Origin of the sequence: Alcanivorax profundi, assembly GCF_003597125.1 — a bacterium.
Lineage (GTDB): Bacteria > Pseudomonadota > Gammaproteobacteria > Pseudomonadales > Alcanivoracaceae > Alcanivorax > Alcanivorax profundi.
The window spans coordinates 198,690-217,170 of record NZ_QYYA01000005.1; the positions used below are offsets into that span (position 1 = coordinate 198,690).

Genomic DNA, 18,481 nt, shown 5'->3' on the forward strand with positions numbered 1-18,481 from the left:
GCAGCAGGGGGCGATGACGGCGGTCCCGGCTGTGGCTGTATACCTTGATCCGGGGTTCTCATGAGTCAGCTTTTCGAGTTTGCCAGTAACCATTATCTTCTGGTGTCCGCTTTTTTCCTGCTATGGGCAGTCTTTTTTGTGCTTGAATCCCGCCGCGGCGGCAAGCCCCTGACCCCACAAATGGCCACCAATCTGGTCAATCAGCAGGAGGCAGTGATCATCGACTTGCGTGAGGGCGATGAATTTCGCGCCGGCCACATTGCTGGCAGCCTCAATATTCCTGCCGGTCAGGCCCTAGAGCGTATTGCAGAACTGGAAAAATACAAGGAGAAACCATTGATTCTCACTTGTGATATGGGAAGCAAGGCCTCACATCTTGGCAGACAGCTTCGCACCAAGGGCTTCGCGGATCTCTATCGGATCCAGGGCGGAATCAACGCCTGGCGGTCTGCTTCTTTGCCTGTGGTGAAGGGCTGATGGCACGGGTCGAGCTGTATACCACGGCCTGGTGCCCGTTCTGCATTCGCGCCAAGCGTTTGCTGGACAGCAAGAATGTGTCCTATGAGGACACCGATGTGGACCGCGATCCGCAGCAGCGGTTGGTAATGCAGCAGCGCGGCGGGGCACGCACGGTGCCGCAGATATTTATAAATGGCCACCCCATCGGTGGTTGCGATGAACTGTATGCTCTGGAGCGCGCGGGCGAGCTGGATAGCCTGCTCAGCGCTGATTCGGGGGAGTAAGGAGAGAGACATGGCTGACGAACAACAACAGGTTTTCCAACTGCAGCGCCTTTATCTGAAGGATGCTTCCTTCGAGTGCCCAGGGGCGCCGGATGTGTTTCTGCAGGAATGGAAACCCAAGGTAAATGTACAACTGAATAACGGTGCTCGCCGCATTGGTGAAGGTGATGAGTTCGAGGTTGAACTCACTGTTACCGTAACCGCCAAAGACGAGAGGGAAGAAAAGACCTTCTATCTGGTGGAAGTGAAGCAAGCGGGAATCTTTACCGTGAAGGGTATCGACGGGGAGGAGCGAGCCCAACTGCTCGGCGCCTACTGCCCGAACATGTTGTTCCCCTATGTCCGTGAGGTGGTCTCCGATCTGGTCGCCAAAGCGTCCTTCCCGCAAATGGTGCTACAGCCGATCAACTTCGACGCGCTGTACCAGCAACAGCGTCAGCAGCAAGCTGCGCAGGCTGAGGCGGCAGGCGAAACGGTGCAGTGAACAGTTAACAGTGAATAGCGTCGCGAAGCGTCGTTGACCTGTTTTTAAACGCAAGAGGCCGCGCCCAGGCAATGGGCGCGGCCTCTTGCGTTTAAGGCTAAAACAAACCTGCCTCGCGCGCTGTTCACTATTCACTGTTAACTGTTCACTGCCCCTGCGTATCCCAGCTGCCGCCAAGCCTCATACAGTGTGACCGCAACGGCATTGCTGAGGTTGAGGCTGCGGCTGTCGGCGACCATGGGCAGGCGCAGGCGCTGTTCGGCAGGGAGCGACTCAATGACAGACTTGGGAAGCCCGCGGGTTTCCGGTCCGAACAAAAGGATGTCCCCGTCCTGGAAATTCGCTGTGCTGTGGGGGCGGCTGGCTTTTGTGGTTAGCGCAAACAGGCGTTGGCCGATGGTTTGGTCCAGAAAATGGGGAAAGTTATCGTGTAGCTGCAGGTTGGCAAACTCACGGTAATCGAGCCCCGCTCGACGTAGTTTCTTTTCCTCCAGGGAAAAACCCAGAGGCTGGATCAGGTGCAGTTGAGCGCCGGTGTTGGCGGCTAGCCGAATGATGTTGCCTGTATTGGGAGGGATTTCGGGTTCGAAAAGGGCGATATGCAGCATGGGTTTTGCCGTGGTGGGGTGTCCGTGATATTGATTGGAACAAAGAATAACAGGACTCGGATGATGAAACCCGGATGGATGTGTCTGTTGTTGATGCTGGTTGCCTGCAGTGAGCCGGGGTCGGAGGGTGAACTGCTTTATGTCGCACCTTATACCACCGCCTGTATCGGCGTTGGGCCGATGGATTGCATGCGGGTTCGGCACTCCCGGGAGGAGAACTACCAACTGTTCTATGATGCCATTGAAGGCTTCCGTTTTGAGCAAGGTTACCGGTATACCTTGCGGGTGGAGGTGAGCGAATTGGAGACCCCTCCTGCCGATGGAAGTCGTCTTCGCTACCGTTTGCTGGAGGTGATCGACAAGGAAGCGGTTGAGCCGTGAAATGTGTTTATCAAGCTGGAGAGGGCCTCGAGGCTCACATGGTTGCAGGGCTGCTGGAGCAGGTTGGTATCGCCGCCCAGGTACGAGGCGATCTTCTTCAGGGCGGAGTGGGAGAGCTGCCTGCTGCGGGGCTGGCTTCGGTGTGGGTGGATGACGAGGATGTCTGCCGGGCTCGGGATGTTATCGCTGAGTATGAACAGCAACAGAGCCAAGACAGTTTGCTGCCGGGGCGGGCTGTAGAGAAGGCGTCAGGGGCAGGGGCTTTCCGGAGTGGGCTGATACTGGGGGTGGTGCTGGGACTGGTGTTGGGATTGTTGGCCGGTCACGTCAGAGCAGAAAGCCCTCCCCGGTCTCTGGTCGGCAGTGTTGCGCACATACCCGGTCTCGCCAATCTCGATCAGAGTGGTCCTTTCATCGAATTATTACGAGCAATGGATGACGTATTGCCTGCGGTGTCGGTGAAGATTCGGGTGTCCCCTTTCATTCGCTCGATACACGATGCCTCAACGGGGGTCGCAGACTTTCATATGCCAATGATTCGAAATCCAGCACTGGATCTTCCGTCGTTGCCCTGGCGATATGTGGAGCGCCCGATGGGGGAGGTCTGCATGGTGCTGTATTCTTCTGCCAGGCAGCGGCTCACTGGGCAGCAGGCGATCTCAGGAGCACAACAGGGGGGACTGCGACTGGCGACCTTGAGGGCCAATCTCGATTTGTTTGCCTTGCCGCTAGAAGGGGTAACCGAATTGCGCCAGGGGCTGGCGTTGGTCGCGCGTGGAAGACTGGACGGTTTTATCGGTGCCCAGGAAGAAACAGACAATATGCTGCGCAGCAGCGGGCTCGAAAATATCCACCGTAGCCTGTTTCGCTGCTATGACGATGTGTTAATTGTGCCGAAGGGCGCTGCGGGTGACCGGACTGCGGCATTGTTGGAGGAGGCGCTGGATGCCCTGGAGGCCCAGGGCAGGCTGGCGCCCCTGCATGGCAGGGTGCACCAGCCTTATCAGGACTGGCAGCCTTATTAGCGACCGGCGCGCTTGCGTTCGGTCTCGGTAAGCAGCTTCTTGCGCAGACGCAGATGGTTGGGGGTGACCTCAACCAGCTCGTCATCTTCAATGAAGTCCAGTGCCTGCTCCAGGCTGAAGCGGATCGGCGGGGTGAGAACGATGTTCTCATCGGTGCCGGAGGCGCGCATGTTGGTCAGCTGTTTGCCCTTGGTGGGGTTCACGACCAGGTCGTTGCCACGGCTGTGAATGCCGATGATCTGGCCTTCGTAGACGTCCACGTTCGGGTCGATCAGCATGCGGCCACGTTCCTGCAGGTTGAACAGGGCGAAGCCCAGCACCTTGCCCTTGACCATGGATACCAGCACACCGTTGATGCGCTTGGCCATGTCACCCGCCTTGAACTCGCCATAGTGGCTGAACGTGCTGTTGAGAATACCGGTGCCGGATGTCAGGGTCAGGAACTGGCTGCGGAAACCGATCAGGCCACGGCTCGGCACCAGGAATTCCAGGCGGACACGGCCCTTGCCGTCCGGTTCCATGTTGGTCATCTCGGCCTTGCGCAGACCCAGCTGCTCCATGATGGAGCCCTGGTGCTGCTCTTCCACATCGGCCACCACGGTTTCGTAGGGCTCCTGCTTCACGCCATCTTCTTCACGAATGATCACCTGCGGACGGCCCACGGCCAGTTCGAAGCCTTCACGGCGCATGTTCTCGATCAGTACCGAGAGATGCAGTTCACCACGGCCGGAGACGCGGAACTGGTCGGCGCTGCCGGTTTCTTCCACGCGCAGGGCCACGTTGTGCTTGAGCTCGGCTTCCAGGCGCTCGCGAATCTGGCGGCTGGTGACGAACTTGCCGTCCTGGCCCGCGAATGGCGAGGTGTTCACGTGGAAGAACATGCTCACGGTAGGCTCGTCCACGCTCAGCGGGGGCAGGGCCTCCACATTGGCCGGATCACAGAGGGTGTCGGAGATGTTCAGCGGGTCCAGGCCGGTAATGCAGACGATCTCGCCAGCAGAGGCAGTAGGGGCGTCCACTCGCTCCAGACCGTGATAACCCATAATGGTCAGAATCTTGCCGCTGCGGACTTCGCCGTCAGCGCCGATTACTTTCACCGGGCTGTTGGCCTTGATCTGACCACGCTTGACGCGGCCGATACCGATGATGCCCAGGTAGCTGTTGTAGTCCAGGGAAGAAATCTGCATCTGGAAGGGGCCATCGGCGTCCACATCCGGATAGGCCACTTTCTCGACAATGGCTTCCAGCAGCGGGGTCATGTCGTCGGCCAGGTTGTCGGCTTCCATGCCGGCGATGCCGTTCAGGGCGGAGGCATAGATTACCGGGAAATCCAGCTGCTCGTCGGTGGCACCCAGGTTATCGAACAGGTCAAAGACCTGGTCCATGACCCAGTCAGGGCGCGCGCCGGGACGGTCGATCTTGTTGATCACCACGATCGGCTTGAGGCCAGCGGCAAATGCCTTCTGGGTAACAAAGCGAGTTTGCGGCATGGGGCCGTCTACTGCGTCTACCAGCAGTAGTACGGAATCCACCATGGACATGACGCGCTCTACCTCACCGCCGAAGTCGGCGTGTCCGGGGGTGTCCACGATGTTGATGCGATAGTCGTTCCACTGGATAGCAGTGTTCTTGGAGAGGATGGTAATGCCCCGTTCCTTCTCCAGATCATTGGAGTCCATGACCCGCTCGATATCGCCAGCGCGATCTCCCAGGGTGCCGGACTGTTGCAGCAGCTTGTCCACCAGGGTGGTCTTGCCGTGGTCAACGTGGGCGATGATGGCGATATTGCGCAGGCGTTCAATCACGAGTGTAGCTCCAGTGAAAAATGAGCAGGCCGGTTATCACCAGCCCGCAGGGGCGCGCATTATAACAGCGCTTTGGGCTGGTGATAGCCCATCGGTCGGGCTTTGTCGTAAGATTGCGCACTGTGAAGCAGTTCACGATTTTACGGTTGTTCCTGCGCGGGCCAGATTGTTGTCCTAGAATGGCGCAACCATTTGCCCCGGGCCGGGTCATAGGGGGGCCTGAGGGGCCTCCTTTCCAGGGAGTCCGGGGGCAGTAACGCTTTTGATATCAGGTTGTTAAGATGCGAATTCCTTTCTGGCTGATGTTGCTCGGGATGTCCTGGGAGGCCAGTGCCGAAGCATCGGCAAGCAAGATGATCTATGGTTTGCATGAGCAGGTATTTATCGAAGAGCTGGGGGTCACCGTGCCTGCCAAGCTGGATACTGGAGCGGACAGCGCCTCATTGAGCGCCCGTTACATAAAGACCTTTACCCGTGATGGTCAGCAAATGGTGGAGTTTGACCTGGCGATTGATCGGGATGATCGTGAGGAGCTGGGAATCACGCAGTCCCAGTGGGACGACATCGAGCTGCCGTTGGCGGGGCACGTGAGAATCAAGCAGCGTGCCGAGAGCCTGGACGGTGATGAACGTGAATATCGCAGCCGGCCAGTGGTCATGCTGACGGTGTGTATGGGTAAGCGCCAGCAGCAGATTGAGGTGAATCTGACCGATCGCAGTGAATTCAGTTACCCCATGCTGATGGGTTCACACGCACTGCAGAAACTGGCAGCAGTGGTGGACCCTTCCATGCAGCATGCTGCCGGCGCTCCGAGATGTGAGTCGTCGGCGAAAGACGTAAACAATGATGAAATGACGGAGGCTGCCGAGGCGCAATAATGGGTTCAGTCAAGTTTCAGGCGCGTTTGCTCGCTTTCTTCCTGTTATTGCTGGGAGTAGGCAGTGTTCTGTATCAGGTATTTGTGCAGCACGTTCCGCTCAGCCAGGATGAAACCGATCAGGTGTGGGTGGTGGATGCTGAGGTGGGGTTTAATGCCCGGCCCAACAAGCCGGTCAAGGTGCGGATGTTTGTGCCGCCCCAGAACAATGCTTACACCACGCTGAATGAAAGCTTTATCTCCAATAATTATGGCGTCAACGTCAACACGGAGAAGGGCAATCGCCAGGTGACCTGGTCGTCCCGGCGAGCCGAGGGCAATCAATATCTGTATTACCGGCTGATGTTGACCCAGCGCTACGCTGAGTCCCCTGAAAATGAACCCGGCCCCCAGTTTCGTCCTGCGCCTGCCCTCAAGGGGCCGGAGCGTCTTGCTGCCGAGGCGCTGCTGGAGCCAATCCGTCAGCATTCTGCGGATGTGGAAACCTTCATTAGTGAGACAATCAAGCGCGTCAATGAGCTGGAAAACGACAATGTCCAGCTGCTGCTGGGTAGCGATTTAAGTCCGGAAAACCGGGCCAAGGTGGTCGACCTGTTGCTGGCGATGTCCCACATTCCTGCCGAACCGGTCCATACCTTGCGTCTTGCTGAGAGTCAGGGGCAGCAGCCCGAGTTATGGCTGCGTAGCTACAACGGCAAACAGTGGCTTTACTTCAACCCGGTGAATGGTCAGCAGGGGCTCCCGGAAGATCGTCTGGTCTGGTGGCGTGGGGCGGAGTCGTTGCTCAAGCTCGATGGGGGTAAATCCGGAAATGTCTCCTTCAGTGTTCACCGTAATGAAATGAGTGCGCTGCAGCTGGCCCAGTCCCTGCGGATGAAGGATGCCGAGAGCTTTATCGATTTCTCGCTCTACGAGTTGCCGCTGCCGGCACAGCAGTTGTACCGCATTCTGATCATGATCCCGGTTGGGGTGATTCTTGTGCTGCTGATGCGCTCGCTGGTGGGCATGGAAACACTGGGTACCTTTACTCCGGTGCTGGTGGCCTTGGCCTTCCGGGAAACCCAGGTGTTGTACGGTGTGTTGCTGTTCACCTTTATTACTGCCATTGGCTTGTCGGTGAGATCGTATCTGGAACACTTGAAGTTGCAGTTGCTGCCGCGATTGTCAGTGGTGCTGACCTTTGTAGTGATCACCATGGCATTGCTCAGCCTGTTGGGCTACAAGCTGGGAATGGGCTCCGGGTTGTCTGTTGGCCTGTTCCCGATGGTGGTGCTCACCATGGTAATTGAGCGCACCTCCATTGTCTGGGAGGAACGGGGGGGCAGTCAGTCACTCAAGGTGGCGCTGGGCACCCTGTTCACCGCGATCCTGTGTCACTTGCTGATGGTATGGCAGCCGCTGGTGTACTTCGTCTTTACCTTCCCTGGCGTGTTGCTTTGCCTGGCCTCATTCATGGTGCTGATGGGGCACTACCGCGGTTACCGACTGACTGAGCTGGTGCGTTTTCGCGCCATGGTCGAGGGAGACAAGCACTGATGCTGTGGTCCAAGACCCGCAAGGCCCTGCGTGCCCGTGGTGTCATGGGTATTAACCAGCGCAATGGGGACTACATTCTGCGTTATAACAAGCGCAGCTTGTATCCGCTGGTCGATGACAAGATCAAGACCAAGAAAATGGCGCTGGATGCCGGTATCAGGGTGCCGGAGTTGTACGGCACCATTGCCACCGAGCAGGGTATCAGCACCCTGCGCAAGGTGGTGGATACGCACCGGGATTTTGTTATCAAGCCCGCGGAGGGGGCTGGCGGGGATGGCATCATGGTGATCGCCGATCGCTTTGAAGACTATTTCCGCTCTGCGTCCGGCCGCATCATTACCCTCGAGGAACTGGAACACCATATTTCCGGCATCATTTCCGGTATTTATTCGCTGGGTGGGCATCGCGATCAGGCACTGATCGAGTATCGGGTGACGTCTACCGAATTGTTCAAGCGCATCAGCTATGAGGGTGTGCCGGACATTCGCATCATCGTGCTCAAGGGCTACCCTGTGGCAGCCATGCTGCGCCTGCCTACCCGGCAGTCCCAGGGTAAGGCAAACCTGCACCAGGGTGCGATTGGTGTCGGCCTGGATCTGTCCACCGGTGTGACGCTGGATGGTACCTGGCTCAATAGGAAGATCCAGCGGCATCCGGACACGGCCAACGCGGTGGCGGGATTGACCGTGCCTGATTGGGAGGATTGTCTGTCTCTGGCGGCCCGTTGTTATGACCTGACAGGGCTCGGCTATCTGGGGGTTGATCTGGTCATGGACCGCGACCACGGTCCCATGATGCTTGAGCTCAATGCCCGCCCGGGGCTGAATATCCAGATTGCCATGGACGACGGTCTGTTGCGTCGTTGCCGGATTATCGAGGATTACCTCGAGTCTGTGGGCGACAAGGATCTGCCCGCCGCTGAGCGTATTGCGTTTTCCAAGTCAAAATTTGCCGTCGCCGGCCCGGTGGCGGTGGAGCCCCAGGAACCTTCCTGATCGCTAGCGGATTCCCTGCCCGTTCTGGTCACCCTGCCACAGCAGGGTGATCAGCGGATCCTGCGGATTGCCGAGCACACTGTAAAAGCGGTAGTCGACGCGCAGGCCTGCGTCGGTCTTTTCAAAATCCAGAGTTATCAGGCCGTGGGTGGCGCGCGTGAAGTGCTGTGCGTTGCTGGCAGGGCCAAGATCATTGGTGATGCTGGCGGAACCGGATATCAGCTGCCGGGTGTCCTGGTACTCCCCTTCATCAGACAGGATGTGGTCGTGGCCGCCGACCAGCAAGTCCAGATGACCGATCAGTTTCTGTTTCAGGCCAAGGTTAATCATTTCATGGGCGTTGCCATGGGAGCCGGTACTGAACATGGGGTGATGGGCAAACCCCAGGCTGAATTGGCAGCCATGTGCGTGAGCCATCTGTTGGCTGGCCGTGAGCCAATTGATTTGCCGGTGAAAGTAATACCACTTTTCGAACCAGGTTGTCTCCAGACTGAACGCACAGGCGTCTGGCCACTGTTCAAAGTAGTAAAAGTGGGGAAGGTGGATCAGCGGGTGGCGGCGTGCCACCTCAAGCCAGGCCTCTCCGTTCTGTTTCCAGTCATGGTTACCCAGCACCATATAGACAGGAATACCAGCATCCACCGCTGGCTGCAGGGGTGGCAGGAAGCGGCTGTCGATGAGCGGATCATTGGCGTCCAGGATGCCATCAGGATAGACCAGGTCGCCCAGATAGCGGATCTGGTCGCAGCCCAGTGTCACCAGGGCCTGACCGACGGCCAGTGACGCCGGATTCCCCCAGCCACCATCACCGATGGCGCACACCCGCTGTCCGGCCAGTGGGCGGTCATGTACCAGCCAGGGGCCGTGGGGGGTATGGAACCACCAGCCAAGGCCTGCGGCAGTGAATGCGATTGCCACAAAAAGGGCTGCGTAGCTAAGCCAGCGTCTCATGCAGGACGCTCCATATACAGCGTGTGGAGCAGGAGTGTGCCGTCTTGGGATGACATTCAAGTGACAGGCGGCATGGGGGATGGATGCGTGCAGGTCCCGCCATTGCTATACTTCGCCGCCCAATTTTCGAGCCAGGGCGGCAGGCAGTGCGGCCCCCAGCACAGGTTTTTCACATGACACAGGCAACCCAACCCATCAAGCGGCGCGCGATCGCGCTGGTGTCCGGCGGACTGGATTCCATGCTGGCCGTGAAGGTCATGCAGGAGCAGGGCATCGAAGTGGAAGGGGTGAACTTTTTCACCGGCTTCTGTGTGGAAGGGCATACCCATGCCATTCGCAAGAAGGACAAGGACAAGGAAAAGCGCAATAACTCCCTGTGGGTGGCCGAACAGCTTGGTATCAAACTGCACATCATTGATATCTCTGAGGAGTACAAGGATGTGGTGCTGAACCCCAGGCACGGCTACGGCGCCAACCTGAACCCCTGCCTCGACTGCAAGATTTTCATGGTCAATCAGGCCACCTTGATGATCAACAAGGCGCGAGAGTTCGCTGGCGATCGCGGGTTTGACTTCATTGTGACAGGCGAAGTGATTGGCCAGCGGCCCAAGAGCCAGCGTAAGGAAACCATGCCGATCATCAGTCAGGAGTCCGGGGCGGACGATCGATTGTTGCGCCCGCTCTGTGCCAGGAATCTGCCCCCAACCTTGCCCGAGCGAGAGGGGTGGGTGAACCGCGATGAGCTGCACGATTTTTCTGGCCGCAACCGTAAACCGCAGATGGCGTTGGCGAAGAAATTTGGACTGGATGATTTTGCCCAGCCGGCCGGAGGGTGCTGTTTCCTCACCGACGAATCCTATTCCAACAAGCTGTCAGACCTTTGGAAAGCCCGCAATGAGCGACGCTACGAGCTTGATGACATTATGTTATTGAAGGTGGGGCGCCACCTGCGGCCGAAACCCCACTACAAGTTGATCATTAGCCGTGAGGAAGGCGAGAATCGCTTTCTGGAGGGCTACCGCTATATGTTCTCCAGTATCACCACGGTAAGCTGTCCGGGGCCTCTTGCCCTAGTGGATGGCAGCTTCGAATCTGACGAAGAGCTCCAGCAGGCTGCTGCGATTGTGGCCCGTTATTCCAAGGGGCGAGTGCTTGACGAGGTGACGTTGGAAATTCGCCAGCCGGATGGTGTGGCTCGCCAGGTGACGGTAAGGCCGGCGCAGCCTGATGATGTTTTGCCTGCCTGGAATGTGGGGTAGTGATATGACTGATGTGATTCACGACCTGGATACCCGCCGCCTACTGTGCCCGATGCCGGTCATCAAAACGCAGAACAAGGTGCGTACATTGTCCACCGGGGATTGTCTCAAGGTGGTCTGTACTGATCCGGGCGCGCTGAACGATATCCCGGCCTGGTGTCGGATTAACGGCCACGAAGTGCTGGAAACCGGCGAACAGGGCAATGAGTGTTTTGTGGTCTTGCGCGTCGGCGAGGATAATGGTGCACTATTTTAGTGCTTCATGCGGTCATTGCGCACCATTGGTGTGCATTATGGTGATGCGTGACGTGGTGAGCCCCCGGTAGCCGGGGGGTATGCGCTAAAAAAGGGCTGGCATGGTATTTGCCTCCCTATTGGCATTAGTGGCCCCTTGGCCGAGAATACCGGCTCTCTGTGTTGCTCCATGCCGGTGCAATATGTCGAGTCAGAGATAAACCCGCTGTTCCTTAGGAGGACGCACGACAATGTCTGAAAAGACCCTCAAGCTGATTAAAGAAAACGATGTGAAATGGGTGGACCTGCGCTTCACGGATAGCCGTGGCAAGGAGCAGCACGTTACTCTGCCGGTGGGTGAAATCGACGAAGATTTCTTCACCGACGGCAAGATGTTTGACGGTTCTTCCATCGCTGGCTGGAAAGGCATCAACGAGTCCGACATGGTGATGATGCCTGACGACTCTACTGCCGTTCTGGACCCGTTCACTGACGTAGCCACCCTGAACCTGCGTTGCGATATTCTCGAGCCGTCCACCATGACCGGTTACGAGCGTGACCCGCGTTCCGTTGCCAAGCGTGCCGAAGAGTACCTGAAGGCTACCGGTATCGCTGACACCGCCCTGTTCGGTCCTGAGCCGGAGTTCTTCGTATTTGATTCCGTGCAGTGGAAATCCGACATGCAGGGTTCCATGTACAACATTCACTCTGAAGAAGCTGCGTGGGTTTCCCACGAAGACTTCGAAGGTGGCAACATCGGTCACCGTCCGGGTGTGAAAGGTGGTTACTTCCCGGTTCCTCCGGTAGACAGCCTGCACGACCTGCGTGGTGCCATGTGTTCCGCCATGGAATCCATGGGTCTGAACATCGAAGTGCATCACCACGAAGTAGGTACTGCTGGTCAGTGTGAGATTGGTGTTGGCGCCAACACTCTGACCAACAAGGCTGACGAAGTTCAGATCCTCAAGTACTGCGTGCACAACGTGGCTCATGCCTACGGCAAAACCGCTACCTTCATGCCCAAGCCGCTGATCGGTGACAACGGTTCCGGTATGCACGTTCACGTGTCCCTGGGTAAAGATGGCAAGAACCTGTTCGCAGGCGAAGGCTATGCGGGTCTGTCCGACGAAGCGTTGTACTTCATCGGTGGTATCATCAAGCACGCCCGTGCCCTTAACGCTTTCACCAACGGTTCCACCAACTCTTACAAGCGTCTGGTGCCCGGTTTCGAAGCTCCGGTAATGTTGGCCTACTCTGCCCGTAACCGCTCTGCGTCCATCCGTATTCCGTTCGTGAGCAGCGCCAAGGCGCGTCGTATCGAAGCGCGCTTCCCTGATCCGTCTGCCAACCCCTACCTGTGCTTCGCTGCACTGCTGATGGCTGGTCTTGACGGTATCAAGAACAAGCTGCACCCCGGCGATGCCATGGATAAGGATCTGTACGATCTGCCGGCTGAAGAAGCTAAAGACATCCCCACCGTGGCTCATACCCTGACCATGGCGCTGGATTGCCTGGAAGCCGATATGGACTTCCTGACCGAAGGTGACGTGTTCACCAAGGACATGCTGGATGGCTACATCTCCCTGAAGCGTGGTGAGATTGAGCGTCTGAACATGACTCCGCATCCGGTTGAGTTCGACATGTACTACTCCTGCTAATCCCTTGGGATTGCAGTGAAAAAGCCCCCGCTGGTCGGGGGCTTTTTTTATGTCTGGCTGCAGTCACGGCGGGTCTTCACTTCCGTCGTTGCAGGCAAGGATGCGAATTTGTGCATTTTCTCCTTGTTTGAACAAAGTTTTCCGGGCCAGAATCAGGTAGATAAATGTGGAGAGTCAGAATGAAAAAGCTGTGGATGCTGATGATGTTGCCGCTCTGTTCCGGTGTGGTATACGCCGAGTCAGAGGATATGTCGGGAGCTGATGCGGCGGCATCATCCAAAATCTACCGGGTCGTCGATGAGAACGGCAACGTCGTTTTCACTGATCAGAAGCCGGGAGGTGCGGCTGCTACTGAAGAGGTGCAGTTGCGCAAAACCAATACCGTTCCAATCAAGCGCGTGGAGCTGCCGGTTGCTCCCGTTGAAGCGGTGTCTGGCACGGGGAGTGGCGAGGCTGAGTTTGCCGGGTACGATACGATTGCCATTACGGCGCCTGAGCCAGGCAGTACAATTCGCAACCCTCAGGAGCCGGTGAAGATCAGCGTGGATCTTGTTCCAGGCCTGCAGGAAGGCCATAAGCTGGTTGTCCTTGATAACGGGAATGAGCTGCCTGGTTTGCAGTTGCTGAACCCTGACAGGGGGGTCCACACTCTCACGGCCATGGTGGTGGATAGTGAGGGTGAGGTCGTAACCGAGTCGGCGTCTATCGAAATCTATATTCATCGCAGTACGGTAGGGTCGTACCGACCAGGGAATGGTCCTGCGGTGATTGGTCGCCAGGCAAGTACGGGGAGTTCTGCTTCGCAAGGAGCTTCTGCGCCCAGGGGTGGGGCAGCCACTCCGGGTGCTGGCGCATCCACGGGCACGGTAGCCAGGCCTGCATCACTCGGACGCCCCGCAATGAAAACCCCTTAATGCACCCATATGGTGCATTTCTTGTCTTTGGCGCGCTAAACTAACCACTCCTCACGGCTTTTTTCATGTCCCTTTGGCGTGATTTGCGCGTCTGACCCGTTTCTCTCAGGTGGCCTGATAATTGCTTATGCCCTGTTATGGGCCAATTAGTTGATAAGTGGTGTCGCCTTGCACAAACGGTTACTCGATCACCTGCGCACTGCAGTGGTCATGCTCGATAGTGAGCTGCACGTGCGTTATCTGAATCCGGCAGCAGAAATGTTGCTCGCGACCAGTGCCGTCCGCGCCATCGGTCAGCCATTGCCCGATTACTTCTTTGACGATGAAGAGGCACGGTCTGCCCTGCAGCAGTGCATCCGTGACGAGCACCCCTTTACGCGCCGGGAGGCGCGCTTGTCTGTGGCGCCGGGCAATGAGGTCACCGTGGATTATTCGGTCAGCCCCATCAATGAGCCCGGCCAGCCGCTGTGCCTCCTGTTGGAGCTTCAGGCGCTGGATCGGTTGCTGCGCATTACCCGTGAGGAGGCGTTGCTGCATGCCCACCAGGCAACCCGGGCGCTGGTGCGGGGTGTGGCGCACGAGATCAAGAACCCCTTGGGGGGCATTCGCGGCGCTGCACAGCTGCTGGAACGTGCCCTGCCAGACCCTGAGCTGACCGAGTACACCAAGGTCATTATTGATGAGGCGGATCGCTTGCGCTCTGTGGCAGATCGCATGCTGGGGCCTCGCAAGCCGCCAGAGTTTCGCCCGGTCAATGTGCATGAGTGCCTGGAGCATGTACGTCAGTTGTTACTGGCTGAGCATCCCCAGGGCGTCTCGATCTGGCGGGATTACGATATCAGCTTGCCGGATGTGGTGGCCGACCGGGACCAACTGATTCAGGTGCTGCTGAACCTGATCCGTAACGCCACCCAGGCGCTGCTGGAATCGTCAACGCCACAGGCGCGCATCGTGATGCGTACCCGGGTGCTGCGCCAGTTCACCATCGGGGTGCTGAGGCACCGGCTGGTGTTGCGCGTAGACATTATTGATAACGGGCCCGGCATCGACCCGGAAGTACAGGAAACCCTGTTCTATCCCATGGTCAGTGGCCGCGCCAGCGGCACAGGGCTGGGCCTTTCCATCGCCCAGTCGATCATCAGCCAGCATCATGGACTGATCGAATGCGAAAGTGTGCCGGGTGAAACCGTATTCAGCCTTTTGCTGCCCATGGAGCAGCCGGAGCTGATTGAGACAGAAGAGTCATGAAAGACACAGACACGATCCCTGGGAGAAGCAGGTCATGAGCGAAAGTATTTGGGTTGTAGACGATGACCGCTCCATTCGTTGGGTGCTGGAAAAAGCGCTGAGTCAGGAAAATTACGCCGTCACCTGCTTTGAAGATGCCGATGAAGCGCTCAATACCCTGGAAAATGGCGGCCAGGAACCGGACGTCCTGATCAGTGATGTGCGCATGCCGGGTACCGATGGCTTACGCATGCTCAAGATCCTGCAGCGCAAGAATCCGGATTTGCCGGTTATCATCATGACTGCGCATTCGGATCTGGACTCGGCAGTGGCGTCCTACCAGGGTGGGGCATTCGAATACCTGCCCAAACCCTTTGATGTGGACGAAGCGGTCGCACTGGTGCGCCGTGCGCTCAAGCACCGTGAAGAGTCTCGCGGCGAATTCCCGGCCGCGGTGGAAGAGGCCCCCACCGAGATCATTGGCGAAGCGCCGGCCATGCAGGAAGTCTTCCGGGCGATTGGCCGTCTCAGTCATTCCAATGTAACCGTGCTGATCAATGGTCAGTCCGGTACCGGTAAGGAGCTGGTGGCCCGTGCCCTGCACCGCCATTCCATGCGTCGGGAGAAAAACTTCGTGGCGCTGAACATGGCGGCTATCCCGAAGGACCTGATCGAATCCGAATTGTTCGGCCATGAAAAAGGGGCCTTTACCGGTGCCAACAATCAACGGGTTGGTCGATTTGAGCAGGCCAATGGCGGCACGCTGTTCCTGGACGAAATCGGGGACATGCCGCTGGAAGCGCAGACCCGGTTGCTGCGGGTGCTACAGGAAAGTGAATTCTACCGCGTTGGTGGCACCACGCCGATTCATGTAGATGTGCGGATTATTGCCGCGACCCACCAGGATCTGGAAAAGCTGGTGAAAGAAGGCGACTTCCGTGAGGATTTGTTTCATCGCCTCAATGTGATTCGCATCCATATTCCCCGCCTGTCCGAGCGCCGTGAAGATATCCCGCGGCTGGCCAATTATTTTCTGCAGCGGGCGGCCAATGAGTTGGGTGTTGAGCCCAAGGTGCTGCACAAGGATACCGAAAAGTATCTGTCCACCCAGTCCTGGCAGGGCAATGTGCGTCAGCTGGAAAATACCTGCCGCTGGCTAACCGTAATGGCCTCTGGCCGCGAAGTATTGGTGGATGATCTGCCGCCAGAACTGCGCGAGAGCACGGTCAGCAAGGGTGGGGATGTTAGCGGTGACTGGCTGAAATCCCTGCGCAACTGGGCCGATCGCGCCCTGTCGCAAGGCGAGCGAAGCATTCTTGATCAGGCGGTGCCGGGCTTCGAACGCACCATGATCGAGGTCGCCCTGCAGCATACCGGTGGCCGCAAACGCGATGCCGCTGCCCTGTTGGGTTGGGGGCGAAACACCCTGACTCGCAAGATCAAGGAGCTGGAAATGGAGAGTCAGTTGAGTGGGGCAGATGATGACTGACTTTTCAGTTAAGAGTGAATAGTGAACAGTTAACAGCGGCGCGTTCGCGCGTTATGTGATCTGAAAGGCATGAGGCCGCGTCCAAATTCTGGGCGCGGCCTCATGCCTTTAAACACAAAGAAAAAGCCTAATAAAGCTTGACAGGGTATGCTGCTCGGGCAGCCTTCACTGTTCACTGTTCACTGTTCACTGTTCACTGTTCACTGTTCACTGTTCACTGTTCACTGTTCACTGTTCACTGTTCACTGTTCACTGTTCACTGTTCACTGTTCACTGTTCACTGTTCACTGTTCCTGTTCACTGTTCACTGTTCACTGTTCACTGTTCACTGTTCACTGCCCGCTCGCATCCAGAGAGTCTATTTTCCAGTTGCCGTCATACACCCAGTGGCTGTCGACTTGATAGCTATCGCCATTTTCCGGTAAGAGATTGCGCCCACCCCAGACGATGGCGGTGAAGCGGACCCGGGCGGTTTTACGGGAGACTGGATCCACTTCGATGCGGATGCCGGCCAGCGTGACCTGTCGTTTGGGGTAGCGGAAAAATGCCGCTATCAGGGTTCGCTGCAGCTCCTTGCGATTCATGGGGTGCCCGCGGCTGACGTTGGCGTTGTCGGTCAGGCGGTCCATGATGGTGCCGGTGTCGCCGTCTTCAATGGCCTGTTCCAGTTCGTCGAGTGCGTGACGGATGGCCTCTTCCGGCGGTGACTGGCTACAACCGGCAATCATCAGTTGCAGCACCAAAAGCAGCAGGTATGCTGGAATTTTTCTGACTGGCAGTCCTGTGCCCATGGCGTTGTTTCCCCCTATTGAATGTTATCGGCAAGGCCATTTTTCCGTTGGCCAAGGCCACCAGTTGTACCTTGAAGAGAGCGGTAATCGCGACGGCATACCGGTCGTGGTGCTACATGGCGGTCCCGGTGGAGGCTGCTCTCCCGTGCTGCGGCGCTTCTTCGACCCGCAGCGGTTTCGCATCATTGTGTTTGATCAGCGAGGCGCAGGGCAAAGCCGACCGCTTGCCAGCATCCATGACAATACCACAGCAGATCTGGTGACAGATCTGGAATCTATCCGGGCGCATCTGGGGCTGGATCAGTGGATGGTCTTTGGCGGTTCATGGGGCGCTACGCTGGCGCTGGCGTATCTGGCAGAACATCCTCAGCGTGTCTCGGGCATGGTGTTGCGTGGTGTTTTTCTCTGCCGGCAACAGGACAGGGACTGGCTATACACAGAGGGCGGCGCCGCCCGGCTCTTTCCACAGGCCTGGCAGCGATTGTTGGCGGCGGCCCCGGAAGGAGAGGGTGGCCTTCTTGAGCGATATCGTCGTGGGCTCGAGACTCCCAAGGCGCGTCACTACGCTCGAGCCTGGTGTAACTGGGAGGCGACGCTGGCGTTGATGCCAACCCTGGCGGACGGGGCTGGCAGTGATGATGAGCTATGTATGGCAACGCAGGAAATCCACTATTTCCTGCATCAGGGGTTCTTGCCGTCTCCCCTGCTTGAGCGATGTGCGGGTAGCCAGGTTCCCACGGAAATCATTCAGGGTGATCGGGATTTTGTGTGCCCGGCGGATCAGGCTCTGGCGTTACACAAGGTGCTCCCCAACAGCGTACTTCACTGGGTTGAGGGCGGTTCTCACTCGTCGTCGCACCCCGCGATTGCCGAAGCGCTTGTGCAGGCCGTACGGCGGATGGAAACAAGGATAAGCGTGTGAAGGTATTGATGCAGCGGGTGCAGTCCGCCAGCGTGCAAGTGGACGGGCAGACCGTAGGGGCGATTGGCCACGGCCTGCTGTTGCTGGTCGGGATTGAGAAGCATGACGATGAAGCGCTGGTGGCAAAAATGGCGAAGAGAGTGGTTGGCTATCGGGTGTTTTCCGATGACGACGGAAAAATGAACCTGGACCTGCGCGATGTACAGGGCAGCGTGCTGGCGGTATCACAGTTCACCTTGGCTGCTGATACCCGCAAGGGGCGGCGTCCCAGCTTTAGTGGCGCTGCCGCGCCGGATGACGGGCGCAGGCTTTATGAGCACAGTGTAACTTGTCTGCGAGGGCTCGGGGTGCCGGTGGAAACTGGAGTGTTTGCTGCCGATATGAAGGTTTCACTGGTCAATGATGGGCCCGTGACCTTTATGCTCGAGTTGTGATGAATTTGGAATAAGCTTATTGCAAAGCCGTTGCCCTTGTTTATGATGAGTTGAGTTGCCTTGTAAAGGGGTGACGGGGAGAGCACCGCGAAGGGCACATTGGCTGTTTGCGGACAGCAGTGGTTGCTTGGCTGCATCCCCAGGGATG

20 protein-coding genes are annotated in these 18,481 nt (G+C 57.6%); 16 read left to right on the plus strand and 4 right to left on the minus strand.

The features are described from left to right. The first annotated feature begins 60 nt into the window (after positions 1–60). The 3 genes from D4A39_RS14865 to secB are packed head-to-tail and all read left to right on the plus strand — an operon-like array spanning position 61 to position 1,227. Positions 61–477 (plus strand): rhodanese-like domain-containing protein, encoded by a 417-nt coding sequence (locus tag D4A39_RS14865; protein WP_022985564.1) that lies wholly within the window; start codon positions 61–63, stop codon positions 475–477. Further along, a complete protein-coding gene (gene grxC / locus D4A39_RS14870; protein ID WP_022985565.1) occupies positions 477–743 on the plus strand; it encodes a glutaredoxin 3 in 267 nt (88 codons plus the stop codon). The genes D4A39_RS14865 and grxC overlap by 1 nt, the downstream gene beginning before the upstream one ends. A 10-nt stretch (positions 744–753) precedes the next feature. Then, positions 754–1,227: a protein-export chaperone SecB gene (secB, locus tag D4A39_RS14875; RefSeq protein WP_119918480.1), complete on the plus strand. Its 474-nt coding sequence runs from the start codon at positions 754–756 to the stop codon at positions 1,225–1,227. Positions 1,228–1,364: 137 nt separating this feature from the next. Here the strand turns inward: secB and trmL are convergent, their stop codons facing one another. Beyond that, positions 1,365–1,835: a tRNA (uridine(34)/cytosine(34)/5-carboxymethylaminomethyluridine(34)-2'-O)-methyltransferase TrmL gene (gene trmL, locus D4A39_RS14880; RefSeq protein ID WP_022984386.1), complete on the minus strand. Its 471-nt coding sequence runs from the start codon at positions 1,833–1,835 to the stop codon at positions 1,365–1,367. Between the two features lie 60 nt (positions 1,836–1,895). Here trmL and D4A39_RS14885 point away from each other — a divergent pair, with 60 nt between their 5' ends. Together D4A39_RS14885 and D4A39_RS14890 are read left to right on the plus strand one after the other, a co-directional pair. After that, the gene (locus tag D4A39_RS14885) at positions 1,896–2,216 is read left to right on the plus strand and encodes a DUF4377 domain-containing protein (protein ID WP_022984387.1); all 321 of its coding nucleotides are present in this window, start codon (positions 1,896–1,898) and stop codon (positions 2,214–2,216) included. Positions 2,217–2,254: 38 nt separating this feature from the next. Continuing rightward, positions 2,255–3,241, plus strand: coding sequence for a putative signal transducing protein (locus D4A39_RS14890; protein WP_233552494.1), 987 nt, complete (start codon positions 2,255–2,257; stop codon positions 3,239–3,241). Here the strand turns inward: D4A39_RS14890 and typA are convergent. After that, complete coding sequence (typA, locus tag D4A39_RS14895; protein WP_022984389.1) at positions 3,238–5,046, minus strand: translational GTPase TypA; 1,809 nt, start codon at positions 5,044–5,046, stop codon at positions 3,238–3,240. The two genes, D4A39_RS14890 and typA, sit on opposite strands and share 4 nt — an antisense overlap. 281 nt (positions 5,047–5,327) lie before the next feature. On the opposite strand from typA, the gene D4A39_RS14900 reads away from it, so the two are divergent. The 3 genes from D4A39_RS14900 to D4A39_RS14910 are packed head-to-tail and all read left to right on the plus strand — an operon-like array spanning position 5,328 to position 8,454. Then, a complete protein-coding gene (locus tag D4A39_RS14900; protein ID WP_022984390.1) occupies positions 5,328–5,924 on the plus strand; it encodes an ATP-dependent zinc protease family protein in 597 nt (198 codons plus the stop codon). Then, positions 5,924–7,459 carry an inactive transglutaminase family protein gene (locus tag D4A39_RS14905; protein ID WP_022984391.1) on the plus strand — a complete coding sequence of 512 codons (1,536 nt, stop codon included), beginning with the start codon at positions 5,924–5,926 and terminating at the stop codon, positions 7,457–7,459. The genes D4A39_RS14900 and D4A39_RS14905 overlap by 1 nt, the downstream gene beginning before the upstream one ends. After that, positions 7,459–8,454: an alpha-L-glutamate ligase-like protein gene (locus tag D4A39_RS14910; RefSeq protein WP_022984392.1), complete on the plus strand. Its 996-nt coding sequence runs from the start codon at positions 7,459–7,461 to the stop codon at positions 8,452–8,454. The genes D4A39_RS14905 and D4A39_RS14910 overlap by 1 nt, the downstream gene beginning before the upstream one ends. Positions 8,455–8,457: 3 nt before the next feature. On the opposite strand, the gene D4A39_RS14915 is transcribed toward D4A39_RS14910, so the two are convergent. Continuing rightward, the gene (locus D4A39_RS14915; RefSeq protein WP_119918482.1) at positions 8,458–9,405 is read right to left on the minus strand and encodes a metallophosphoesterase; all 948 of its coding nucleotides are present in this window, start codon (positions 9,403–9,405) and stop codon (positions 8,458–8,460) included. Between the two features lie 173 nt (positions 9,406–9,578). Here D4A39_RS14915 and D4A39_RS14920 point away from each other — a divergent pair, with 173 nt between their 5' ends. From D4A39_RS14920 to glnG, 6 genes are all read left to right on the plus strand, one after another. Next, the gene (locus tag D4A39_RS14920) at positions 9,579–10,664 is read left to right on the plus strand and encodes a tRNA (5-methylaminomethyl-2-thiouridylate)-methyltransferase (RefSeq protein ID WP_119918483.1); all 1,086 of its coding nucleotides are present in this window, start codon (positions 9,579–9,581) and stop codon (positions 10,662–10,664) included. 4 nt (positions 10,665–10,668) lie between these two features. After that, a complete protein-coding gene (locus D4A39_RS14925; protein WP_022984395.1) occupies positions 10,669–10,920 on the plus strand; it encodes a sulfurtransferase TusA family protein in 252 nt (83 codons plus the stop codon). 229 nt (positions 10,921–11,149) lie between these two features. Next, complete coding sequence (gene glnA / locus D4A39_RS14930; RefSeq protein WP_022984396.1) at positions 11,150–12,556, plus strand: glutamate--ammonia ligase; 1,407 nt, start codon at positions 11,150–11,152, stop codon at positions 12,554–12,556. A 179-nt stretch (positions 12,557–12,735) separates the two neighbouring features. Further along, positions 12,736–13,470, plus strand: coding sequence for a DUF4124 domain-containing protein (locus D4A39_RS14935; protein WP_022984397.1), 735 nt, complete (start codon positions 12,736–12,738; stop codon positions 13,468–13,470). Positions 13,471–13,638: 168 nt separating this feature from the next. Continuing rightward, on the plus strand, positions 13,639–14,718 hold the full coding sequence (gene glnL, locus D4A39_RS14940; protein WP_199699472.1) for a nitrogen regulation protein NR(II): 1,080 nt from the start codon (positions 13,639–13,641) through the stop codon (positions 14,716–14,718). 34 nt (positions 14,719–14,752) lie between these two features. Then, positions 14,753–16,186, plus strand: a complete 1,434-nt coding sequence (glnG, locus tag D4A39_RS14945) for a nitrogen regulation protein NR(I) (protein WP_022984399.1) — start codon at positions 14,753–14,755, stop codon at positions 16,184–16,186. 332 nt (positions 16,187–16,518) lie between these two features. Here glnG and D4A39_RS14950 read toward each other — a convergent pair whose 3' ends face one another. Then, the gene (locus D4A39_RS14950; protein ID WP_022986176.1) at positions 16,519–16,977 is read right to left on the minus strand and encodes a nuclear transport factor 2 family protein; all 459 of its coding nucleotides are present in this window, start codon (positions 16,975–16,977) and stop codon (positions 16,519–16,521) included. On the opposite strand from D4A39_RS14950, the gene pip reads away from it, so the two are divergent. Further along, entirely contained in the window at positions 16,976–17,899 is a 924-nt protein-coding gene (gene pip / locus D4A39_RS14955) for a prolyl aminopeptidase (protein WP_022986175.1), read from the plus strand. The two genes, D4A39_RS14950 and pip, sit on opposite strands and share 2 nt — an antisense overlap. Further along, positions 17,896–18,333: a D-aminoacyl-tRNA deacylase gene (dtd, locus tag D4A39_RS14960; RefSeq protein ID WP_022986174.1), complete on the plus strand. Its 438-nt coding sequence runs from the start codon at positions 17,896–17,898 to the stop codon at positions 18,331–18,333. Before pip ends, dtd begins: the two co-directional genes overlap by 4 nt. Positions 18,334–18,481: the final 148 nt, after the last annotated feature.

Excerpts from the sequence above, each read along its gene's own strand:
- grxC (WP_022985565.1), top strand. The coding sequence starts at position 477 with ATGGCACGGGTCGAGCTGTATACCACGGCCTGGTGCCCGTTCTGCATT.
- D4A39_RS14920 (WP_119918483.1), top strand. The coding sequence starts at position 9,579 with ATGACACAGGCAACCCAACCCATCAAGCGGCGCGCGATCGCGCTGGTG.
- glnA (WP_022984396.1), top strand. The coding sequence starts at position 11,150 with ATGTCTGAAAAGACCCTCAAGCTGATTAAAGAAAACGATGTGAAATGG.
- D4A39_RS14915 (WP_119918482.1), bottom strand. The coding sequence starts at position 9,405 with ATGAGACGCTGGCTTAGCTACGCAGCCCTTTTTGTGGCAATCGCATTC.
- D4A39_RS14910 (WP_022984392.1), top strand. The coding sequence starts at position 7,459 with ATGCTGTGGTCCAAGACCCGCAAGGCCCTGCGTGCCCGTGGTGTCATG.
- secB (WP_119918480.1), top strand. The coding sequence starts at position 754 with ATGGCTGACGAACAACAACAGGTTTTCCAACTGCAGCGCCTTTATCTG.
- D4A39_RS14890 (WP_233552494.1), top strand. The coding sequence starts at position 2,255 with ATGGTTGCAGGGCTGCTGGAGCAGGTTGGTATCGCCGCCCAGGTACGA.
- D4A39_RS14935 (WP_022984397.1), top strand. The coding sequence starts at position 12,736 with ATGAAAAAGCTGTGGATGCTGATGATGTTGCCGCTCTGTTCCGGTGTG.
- D4A39_RS14905 (WP_022984391.1), top strand. The coding sequence starts at position 5,924 with ATGGGTTCAGTCAAGTTTCAGGCGCGTTTGCTCGCTTTCTTCCTGTTA.
- D4A39_RS14885 (WP_022984387.1), top strand. The coding sequence starts at position 1,896 with ATGATGAAACCCGGATGGATGTGTCTGTTGTTGATGCTGGTTGCCTGC.
- glnG (WP_022984399.1), top strand. The coding sequence starts at position 14,753 with ATGAGCGAAAGTATTTGGGTTGTAGACGATGACCGCTCCATTCGTTGG.
- D4A39_RS14865 (WP_022985564.1), top strand. The coding sequence starts at position 61 with ATGAGTCAGCTTTTCGAGTTTGCCAGTAACCATTATCTTCTGGTGTCC.
- D4A39_RS14900 (WP_022984390.1), top strand. The coding sequence starts at position 5,328 with ATGCGAATTCCTTTCTGGCTGATGTTGCTCGGGATGTCCTGGGAGGCC.
- D4A39_RS14925 (WP_022984395.1), top strand. The coding sequence starts at position 10,669 with ATGACTGATGTGATTCACGACCTGGATACCCGCCGCCTACTGTGCCCG.
- trmL (WP_022984386.1), bottom strand. The coding sequence starts at position 1,835 with ATGCTGCATATCGCCCTTTTCGAACCCGAAATCCCTCCCAATACAGGC.
- pip (WP_022986175.1), top strand. The coding sequence starts at position 16,976 with ATGGCGTTGTTTCCCCCTATTGAATGTTATCGGCAAGGCCATTTTTCC.
- D4A39_RS14950 (WP_022986176.1), bottom strand. The coding sequence starts at position 16,977 with ATGGGCACAGGACTGCCAGTCAGAAAAATTCCAGCATACCTGCTGCTT.